The 8,313-nt window shown below is 61.1% G+C and carries 11 protein-coding genes; 7 read left to right on the top strand and 4 right to left on the bottom strand.

The genetic code is table 11. The features are described 5' to 3' along the window. The first annotated feature begins 2 nt into the window (after positions 1-2). Both GGD63_RS10815 and GGD63_RS10820 read left to right on the top strand, forming a co-directional pair. Entirely contained in the window at positions 3-245 is a 243-nt protein-coding gene (locus GGD63_RS10815; protein WP_183241589.1) for a PilZ domain-containing protein, read from the top strand. Positions 246-515: 270 nt separating this feature from the next. Next, positions 516-857 carry a hypothetical protein gene (locus GGD63_RS10820; RefSeq protein ID WP_183241591.1) on the top strand — a complete coding sequence of 114 codons (342 nt, stop codon included), beginning with the start codon at positions 516-518 and terminating at the stop codon, positions 855-857. 58 nt (positions 858-915) lie between these two features. On the opposite strand, the gene GGD63_RS10825 is transcribed toward GGD63_RS10820, so the two are convergent. After that, positions 916-1,275: a hypothetical protein gene (locus tag GGD63_RS10825; protein ID WP_183241593.1), complete on the bottom strand. Its 360-nt coding sequence runs from the start codon at positions 1,273-1,275 to the stop codon at positions 916-918. Positions 1,276-1,474: 199 nt separating this feature from the next. Here GGD63_RS10825 and GGD63_RS10830 point away from each other — a divergent pair, with 199 nt between their 5' ends. Then, the gene (locus GGD63_RS10830) at positions 1,475-1,690 is read left to right on the top strand and encodes a hypothetical protein (protein WP_183241595.1); all 216 of its coding nucleotides are present in this window, start codon (positions 1,475-1,477) and stop codon (positions 1,688-1,690) included. Between the two features lie 13 nt (positions 1,691-1,703). Here GGD63_RS10830 and GGD63_RS40110 read toward each other — a convergent pair whose 3' ends face one another. Beyond that, positions 1,704-2,861 carry a hypothetical protein gene (locus tag GGD63_RS40110; RefSeq protein ID WP_246785433.1) on the bottom strand — a complete coding sequence of 386 codons (1,158 nt, stop codon included), beginning with the start codon at positions 2,859-2,861 and terminating at the stop codon, positions 1,704-1,706. 119 nt (positions 2,862-2,980) lie between these two features. On the opposite strand from GGD63_RS40110, the gene GGD63_RS10840 reads away from it, so the two are divergent. After that, positions 2,981-3,253 (top strand): hypothetical protein, encoded by a 273-nt coding sequence (locus GGD63_RS10840; protein ID WP_183241597.1) that lies wholly within the window; start codon positions 2,981-2,983, stop codon positions 3,251-3,253. Between the two features lie 26 nt (positions 3,254-3,279). Here the strand turns inward: GGD63_RS10840 and GGD63_RS40780 are convergent, their stop codons facing one another. Then, positions 3,280-3,708, bottom strand: a complete 429-nt coding sequence (locus GGD63_RS40780) for a hypothetical protein (RefSeq protein ID WP_312013138.1) — start codon at positions 3,706-3,708, stop codon at positions 3,280-3,282. A 704-nt stretch (positions 3,709-4,412) separates the two neighbouring features. On the opposite strand from GGD63_RS40780, the gene GGD63_RS10850 reads away from it, so the two are divergent. Both GGD63_RS10850 and GGD63_RS10855 read left to right on the top strand, forming a co-directional pair. Then, complete coding sequence (locus GGD63_RS10850; RefSeq protein WP_246785434.1) at positions 4,413-4,859, top strand: hypothetical protein; 447 nt, start codon at positions 4,413-4,415, stop codon at positions 4,857-4,859. A gap of 113 nt (positions 4,860-4,972) precedes the next feature. Then, a complete protein-coding gene (locus GGD63_RS10855) occupies positions 4,973-5,347 on the top strand; it encodes a hypothetical protein (RefSeq protein WP_183241599.1) in 375 nt (124 codons plus the stop codon). A 60-nt stretch (positions 5,348-5,407) separates the two neighbouring features. Here the strand turns inward: GGD63_RS10855 and GGD63_RS10860 are convergent, their stop codons facing one another. After that, positions 5,408-5,836 carry a hypothetical protein gene (locus GGD63_RS10860; protein ID WP_246785435.1) on the bottom strand — a complete coding sequence of 143 codons (429 nt, stop codon included), beginning with the start codon at positions 5,834-5,836 and terminating at the stop codon, positions 5,408-5,410. A gap of 240 nt (positions 5,837-6,076) precedes the next feature. Here GGD63_RS10860 and GGD63_RS10865 point away from each other — a divergent pair. Further along, positions 6,077-8,313: DUF5801 repeats-in-toxin domain-containing protein (locus GGD63_RS10865; protein WP_183241600.1), on the top strand; the 2,237-nt coding region annotated here is incomplete at its 3' end.

Below are 8,313 nucleotides of genomic sequence, written 5' to 3' on the forward strand. Positions count from 1 at the left end.
TCGTGGAGGAGCGTCGCAGACAGCAGCGCGCGACGGTTGACGAGGTCGCATACATCGCGGGTGACGGATCCAGCATGCGATGCCGCGTCGTCAGTCTCTCCGATTATGGCGCCGCCATCGAGATGGCGGACAAGGTCTACGTCAGACCCCGCATCAAGCTGATGCTGGAGAAGGATCGCATCATCCGGGATTGCCGTGTCGTCTGGTCCAGCGGAAATCGTATCGGCGTCGAATTCCTTGATTGAGGATCGCACGATCGCGATGCCAGCAATGCGCTGCATGTCGCTCCGTGTTCCCTAAGACTACCGTTCAGGCCGAAGATCGGAAGCTATGCCGGCGCCAGGGAAACCCGGGCCTCCGCGCCGATCGTGTTTTTATTGGCAGGCTTAATCTTTAACGACCAAGATTTAGGCTTGCATCAGGGGATGGCCTGGACAACTGTGACTGATCCATGGGCACATTTTGCCTTCGGATAACGAGAATTTTAAGCCGTATCTGTTTTCTGGATTTTTCGAATGAGAGCGCTGTTAATCATTCTGGGCATTTGGTTGCTGATTAACGTTCTCTTCGTCGTCGTGATGATTCCGCCGCGTAAACCGCGGACGGCGAACGTCGCCGGCAGGTCGGGCGACAGTACGGTCGCAGCCGGGATGAATTCCGGCACGACTGAAACGCGGGACGAGAGCGTTTTGCTACGGCATGTCGTCATCGCAATTGCGCTTGGCGCCTTCTTTTCGTTAACGCCGCCCTTGCTCGAAGCCTACGATGCGATCAGAGGATTGGTCAGCAAGCGCGGGCATGGATCGAAGAATGACCGGGATGATTCCGGCGGTGACGCGCAAGCGGGAGAGGGATGACGCGCCTTCTTCGCCTGCGCGGCGCTGGCGGCCGCGCAGGCGAGTTCGGTCGATCAGCTCACCAATATTGGTTCATGCGATACGGCCGGGGATACTGGCCGCGGTAGTAGATAATTCCAGGTCCGGCGACCGGCCGGTGTCGAAAGCGCGAAGTGGAGAGGTCGACGGCGATCGCTCGCACATCGTGGCCCGCAAAGACAGGATACTCGTAACTGAAGGCGTAGCTGTCTTCCGCAAGGGGCGCATACTGTCCATAGAAGGACGGGCCCTGGCCGTATCCAAATCCCCACGCATTTTCGACGGTGGGAAGACCGCCCGTTCCCATCCGCGTTCCGTCAGCAACGGCTGATCCTGATGTCACGAGGGTGCCGATCCCAAGAAGCGCGGCAGCCGCCAGGATGTATGAAGTGCCTCGCATCGCGTTTCTCCTCTCGAATTGGGTGTCAGAAACAGGAGTAGACACACGTAAGCCTATCCGCTCTCGCGTGGCAGCGATAGCGAATAGGGTGCGCGGCTGGCGGTGAGTTAGCAGTTGCAAAAACGATAAGGCTTGCCTCGGTAAATCGGATCGATAGTCTTTATTACTTTCGAGATGTTCATTTCAGCAGGGGCTTCGGGTGACAAACGATACCGCTGTGTTTGATGCGTTGCGCTTCGATCCACAAGAAGGCGAGATAGCGACGGGGAGAATAGGTACGCGCGAGGCAATTCTTCGAGACGGTCTGCTTATCGATCCATCCACGCTCGCTTATTGCCCGCATCAATGGATCGACGGCAGCGGTTATCTCGATCTCGATCTGACGAGACAATTTCCTTACGCGCTCGCGCTCTGATGGACCGGAGCGCTCAGTTCGGTCCAAGGACGGCGTCGATCTGACGGCTGTCCCTTCTGACGATGATGATGGCCCCGTTGCGGATCGCAAATCTCGCGCCGAGCAATTTGGGCACCTTTTCCGTGACCGGCGAAGGGAAGGGGATCGTCGCTCCGGGAAGCGGATCGCCAACCGCCGGCGCTGCGGAGGAGCCGACCCCGGGGGCGGGCTTGATATAGTCGCGAATGAGTTGAATATCCTCCCGTGACAGAGTGAGAGGCGCTTGCTGAGGCGGATTGTCTGCTGTCCGTTTGCTGCGCTCTTCCCGCGCCTTTTCCTCGGCCTGCCGTGCTTTTTCTGCCTGATCAAAGCGGGAAAGCCGCTCCTTCAGCGGCGAGAGCTCTCGTTGCAAGGAGGAGATTTCCGTCTGCAGCGACCTGATCTGTCGCAGGGCAATCACGGCGCCGGCACAGATGATGACGATCAGCAGGCTGATGAGCGCGATAAAGACTCCATTGACGCTGGCTCCCCGGCTGACGGTCCGCGCTTTCGGCAGATCCTCCTCGAGGTGCCGCCGCCATAGCGCGGCCAGGCGATGCAGCGGCCGGGCAATTGCCTGGACCGCGCGAGCTCGCCAGTCACCATTGTCCGGCGCTGGATCTGGTTCGCGTGAGGTGAGGCGGCGGACGGTTGTCGATGGCGGAGCCGCGACAGCTGGCGGGATTGCCGGCTTGGGAGTAGCAGCGTTCACATCCAGGTCGGCAGGGCCTGGCTCGGCCACATGCCTTGGTGCGCCGTCGGTGCCGTCTGTCCCGGGAGCGTTCGAGCCTCGGGGGGAATGGGCTTCGGCATCCTCGCGAAGATCAAGATCGAACATCCGCGAGCGCACTTCGGGCCCGATCAGATGATCAATGATTTCAAGCGACTTCGACTGAGGCAACGAACGATCGGGGAGGGCCTCGATGACCGAGCGGCCCGCCTCGGTGATCTCCAGGCTGTCGCCATTCACAACGGCAAGGCCGGCCTCAATCAGCTCGATTCCGGCGGAGACCTGTTGTTCTATCCGGTCTTCGATTTCACCATTCTCGTCGTGCGCCTGCAGTTGCTGCTCGAGCTCGGCAAACGCAATCCGTCCGTTCGGGCGATTCGCAAGTGCAACAAGGATGGCGAGATTGGCTTGCACGGCGACCATGATGATCAGGCAGGACGCCCAAACAGGCGAAACGAGCGAACAACCGGACGCCGCTCAACTATTCGCCCGCCAGGGCCTTGATTGGAAACTCCCGCTTTGGCACTGTCGCGCATTAGCGCATGAAGATCGAGGGCAACATGCCGAAATTGCTAGCCGCGACCGCCATTTCCCTGACCGTTATGTTCGTTTCAAGCGCCGCGCACAGCGGTCCCTATCCCTTCGGCGACGAGCCGTATCGTCTGGATTTCGGCCCCGCGCCGCAGATTGACGCCGGCTGCTGGAAGTGGAACTGGCAGCAGTATCAATGGAATAACTACTGCCCGGTCTATGTTCAGCCCAAGGCCTATATGCACCCGAGGTCGCAGGGAGCCGTGCTGCGCACCAAGGGCTGATCAACTCGCCTCAGGCACTCCTCGCCCTAGTGGGCGAGGGTGCAGGCGACTTGGCTGTGCTTGCCGAAGTTCAGCAAGGCATTTTCGCGGAAGCCGTCGAGCCAGATGCCCCGTCCGGCGTAGCGATAACCGACGCCCATTGGAACCAGCCGAACATGCGCGCCGCCGCGTCCGGTGTGCAGCGATGCCGTCACGACCTCACCGGCAACCGAGACCGCGATCGGGCAAAGCGGGTATTGCTTGCCATTCTCGCAGACAAACACCAGTTCGCTGCAGCTTCCGACCGCCGCTGGTGAGGCCATCAGGCTCAGATCGGCCGCGCTGGCCTGGCTCGTACCGAAGGCCAGACTCAAGAAGGCCGCTCCCCAAAGAAGTCCGCTGAATCTGCTCTGCATCGCAGCCCCCAAAAGCGAGAAATATTCAACTAAAAGAGCAAAAATGGCATCAAAGGTCAATCAGCGTAGCCCCCTTTTGGAGTGCAAGGACCCTTCGCGGCGCGTCATCTTGGCGCTTCGCGCGGGGGCTGAGGACCGGCCATTTCAGCTTTTCAGAAACCCTTTGCCGTGACCGTGCTCGTTCGCGAGGAACGCGGTCCGGCGCGGCAGATTGTTTGCGTGAACCCCGGATAAATTTCGATATAGCTCCGCGAGTTGCGCCTTTGGCTGCACGAAGACACACGCTTCCGCCTTCGTGATTTGCGGTCACGCCGGGCTCGTTTAGGGCTTGCCCGACTCTATTTAAATACCGTCGCGCTCGCGACCGGTCTGTTTGGCAGTTGAACTCTCTCCGCGATCCGGTCGGCTCACTGTTACCGAAATGCCGCGGTCGCTAGAATTAATGGCGCGTGAGCTGCCTTTAAGCCCTGCCATTGAGTCTCCGTAATGGTGCGTGGTTGACCGGCGCTCCGACGCCGTGACAAGAAGTCGCGTGGGGAGCAGGGGTAGTCACGCGCGATTCGAAACAGCCGGTCGGCAAGCGGGTTTTCCGTAATTTAACGGGTCTCTCGCAATGTTAATGTTTGCTTTACGACGGTGCCCGAACCTGAGGCAGTGCTTTTCGACCGTGCGGCTATCCTTTGGGGCGCAAGCGAGCAGGTATGGAGACAATGACCACAGGCCGGCGTTCAATCCTTGCGACCTCTTTCGTTCGTTGTGCCGCTTTGGCGCTTCTGATCACCTCGACCACCACTGTAGCCAAGGCGGATGAATTCCAGGGGCCGACCTTCCGCAAAGGTCTTTGGCACTTCGTTCGCACGCTCGATATGGTCGCTCACCGCAAGCCGAAGCACCGTTTGCTCGAGCGGGAGCTGACGGCCTGTGTCGATCCGACCGTCTCGATGAAAGCGACGTTCTCGTCTCCCTCGGTCGGCAGCTGCGTCTCCGCGAGACCCGAAAAGAAGAACAACCAATACACCTTCGCAAACCGTTGCGACTTCATGGGGCCCGTCAGCACGGTGATCACGGTTCATAGCGAGGAATCCTACACTGAGCAGAACGAGCTGAGTGAGGGACAGATGCCGAGGGTCGAGCTGGTCGTGGCACATCGGATCGGCGATTGCGGTGCAGGCCCGGAGCAGAATTCGGGCGCGAAGACGCTCTCTCATTGACGTTGCGCCGCCGCAAGGCCTCTGCGCTGGCTCTGCGCCGCAATAGCGGCAGGCCCTTGCGCCAACCCCGCAGACGCGGAAGTATCGCCGCGTTCGGGGGGATGAGGTGCATCATGAGGTCGTTGACCGGGATCGTCTGCCTGGCAGGGCTGTGCGCCCTGATTGACGCAGCGGCGGCGCAAGACACTCGACCTCCCGCTGCACATTCCGGCCCGGCCGAGCTGGTCAAGATCGACTCATTCCAGACAACGCGGCGGGCCGACAATTACGGAATCGCCAGCTTTGTGCTTTCCAACGGCACCGACCAGAAGATCGACAGCATCGAGCTGACTTGCTGGATGGATGATGATCGAGAGCGCGCCACGAAAGTTCTGGTGTGGGCCAACGAGCCGGTTCCCGCGCATGCGAGTTACCAGTTCAAGAACGTCAATATCGGCCTGGTCGGACCGAACTCACGCAGCCAATGTGAGGTCACGCGGGTGGACTGAGTTCAAGCCCGGTCGACGGTGGCTGCGCAATGTCGGCGCCGAGCCCGCAATGATTCTGGCCTAGATTTTCTGGCCGCCCGGTCCGGCGACGTTGACCGTAATCTTTTGAATCTCGGTCCGTCCGCCGGGATACTTGACCTCGATGGTCAACGTATCGTCGCCGACAAAGTCCGGAGGCGATTTGTAGAAGGCCACGTAAGCCGGCACTTCCAGCGCCAGGCAGGCCTTGTAGTTGGTCGCCTTCACCTTACCGGACTTTACGACGACCTTTCCCGACGTCGGGGAGGTTGCCAATCGGATGGTTGGCAGCGGGCCGGAGGTGCAATCGGGTCTGACGTTAATGTAGAGCCCGATTTGAGTGTCCTTGTTCGGTTGGGCCTTGACCGTGCGTTCGACCGTCTGGGCCTCCGGCGCCGGCTGGTTTTGAGCGGCGGCGGCATGCAATCCGAAAGATCCGGCCAGCACGGCCGCTACCAGTAATTTCCTCATCCTTTGCTCCAGCTGCCGCGCCTCAGGGCCTGGAGCGACATGCGCCAAAACGGCGTTTATCTGGCCCGTTTTGCGACATATCGCGGCCGCGCGGTCCCTTTACCACATCCTGATCGAAAGTATTGATTAACCAAATAGTTTTCTTGACGCTCGGAGAGGTAAACAATACCTTAAAGATACACTTCGACGTAAATTTGCCTGCAATTTTTCACTTCACGTCCTTTTGGCGGAGAGATTTCAATGAATGAGCAATTTCGGGTTGCCCAGGTTACTGGTGCCGGAAATTCCAACAACGCCTCGCCGCCGCGCATCTTCAAGCTGACCAAACCATTCGCCGATCAGGCGGTCGTATTGAACCTCGGGTACGACCAGAAGGTTCAAGTCGACTTTTCGGCTATTGCGAACGAGAAGATTACGCTCGTTCACATCGGCGAGAAGCTGATCATTCTTTTCGACAACCACGCCACGGTGACGGTCGAGCCGTTCTTCGATTCCCGCCACGATCAACTCGGCAATCTCACCATCGAGGTCGCGCCAGGTCGCGATCTGACCGTCGCCGAGTTCGCCAGCGCCTTCCCGATCATCAATGATCCCACCGCAGCTTCGGCCGTTCTCCCTGCGGCCGGCGACACGCTCGGTCAGAACAATGCGCAGGCGAGCGGCGCGAACTTCACCGCGCCCATTGTCGACCCGCTGCCGCCGGTGCCGACCAACGTGTTGGCTCCCCAGGAGGATCTGGGGACTTTTCAGATCAATCCCCCAACCGGTTTTGTCCCGCAGACACCGATCCCGCCGGCTCCGACGATTGCGCTGGGCACGCTGCCGGAGCTGGTGGTGGACGAGAGCTTCCTGACGTCCGCGACGAACGGCATTGACGGCTCCACGCCTGATCTGGCGAGCACGGTGATTTCCGGTCTTTTGCCCGTCACGCTCAACGTGCCGGGCGGCCAGCAGTCCCTGACCTTCGCGCTGTCGATCAGCGCGCCGGGCGTGGACACCGGCCTGATCGATTCGCAGACCGGAAATCATGTGTTCCTGTTCCTGGAGAACGGGGTCGTGGTCGGCCGCGAAGGCAAGGACGCGGCTACGGCGGCCAGTGGCCCGCAGGACTTCACGGTGTCCGTCGATGCCGGCGGCAAGCTGACGCTGACGGATCTGCGCTCTGTGCATGAAGGCACGGGCGAGAACGGCGACGTCAGCGAGGGCACGCATGTGCCTGCCGGTCTCATCTCGTTGACTGCCACGGTGACGGACAACAGCAACCAGAGCACGAGCGCGAGCGTCGACGTCGGCCCGCATCTGACGTTGCAGGACGACGGTCCGGTTCCGAGCACGGTGACCGGGGCGACGGACACGCTTGTCCTCGACGAGAGCGCACTCGGGACCGACACGGTTGGCGGCGCGTCACCGGTTGGACTTGCGACGTTCACGGCGAAATTTGGCGATAATTTCTCGGGCGGCAGCTACGGCGCCGACGGCGCGGGCAGCACCGTGTTCAAGCTGGTGCTCACCGGCTCGAACGTTGCGTCCGGGCTGTACGCGCTGGATCCGGCGGACGTCGACCCGGCGCATCCGGGGCAGGGTGCGCAGATCGTTCTGAACCTGTCCGGTGACACCATCAGCGGCACAGCGAACGGCGTGACCTACTTCACGATCACCGTCAACGAGACCACGGGTGACGTGACCTTCACGCAGCTGCAGAACCTGTGGCACCCGAACACGGGCGATTCGGACGACGCCGCGACTCTGACGACGAGCGCTGGCGTGCTTCAAATCGTGCAGACGATCACCGATGCGGACGGTGACCATGTCTCGACGCCGATCGATCTCGGCACGGGCGTGTTCGCGATCCAGGATGACGGCCCGACGGCTGGGCACCTGTCTGACGTGTTCAGGGATACGCTGATCCTGGACGAGAGCGCGCTCGGGACCGACACGGCGGGCGGCGCGGCGCCGGTCGGACGTGCGACGTTGACGGCGAACTTCGCCGACAACTTCACCGTCGGCAGCTACGGCACCGACGGTCCCGGCACCACCAAGTATACGCTGACGCTGAACGGCTCGAACGTTGCGTCCGGCCTGTACGCGCTGGATCCGGCCGACGTCGACCCGGCGCATCCGGGCCAGGGCGCGCAGATCGTGCTGAACCAGTCCGGCGACACGATCAGCGGCACGGCGAACGGCGTGACCTACTTCACGATCACGATCAACGAGGCCACGGGTGACGTGACCTTCACGCAGCTGCAGAACCTGTGGCATCCGAACACGGGTAATCCTGATGATGTGGACAATCTGACGCTCGCGGCCAACACGCTGCAGGTGGTGCAGACGATCACGGATGCGGATGGCGATCATGTGTCGACGCCGCTCGACCTCAGCGCGGGCGTGTTCACGATCCAGGACGACGGCCCGGTTGCGAGCACGGTGACGGGGGCGGCGGACACGCTGGTGCTGGACGAGAGCCGGCCCGAGGGCAC

Origin of the sequence: Bradyrhizobium sp. cir1 (assembly GCF_014198245.1) — a bacterium.
In the GTDB taxonomy this organism is placed as follows: domain Bacteria; phylum Pseudomonadota; class Alphaproteobacteria; order Rhizobiales; family Xanthobacteraceae; genus Bradyrhizobium.

Coding starts and splice junctions, on each gene's coding strand:
- GGD63_RS10860 (WP_246785435.1), bottom strand. CDS start 5,836: ATGAGGAAATTACTGGTAGCGGCCGTGCTGGCCGGATCTTTCGGATTG.
- GGD63_RS10825 (WP_183241593.1), bottom strand. CDS start 1,275: ATGCGAGGCACTTCATACATCCTGGCGGCTGCCGCGCTTCTTGGGATC.
- GGD63_RS40110 (WP_246785433.1), bottom strand. CDS start 2,861: ATGGTCGCCGTGCAAGCCAATCTCGCCATCCTTGTTGCACTTGCGAAT.
- GGD63_RS10855 (WP_183241599.1), top strand. CDS start 4,973: ATGAGGTCGTTGACCGGGATCGTCTGCCTGGCAGGGCTGTGCGCCCTG.
- GGD63_RS10840 (WP_183241597.1), top strand. CDS start 2,981: ATGAAGATCGAGGGCAACATGCCGAAATTGCTAGCCGCGACCGCCATT.
- GGD63_RS10820 (WP_183241591.1), top strand. CDS start 516: ATGAGAGCGCTGTTAATCATTCTGGGCATTTGGTTGCTGATTAACGTT.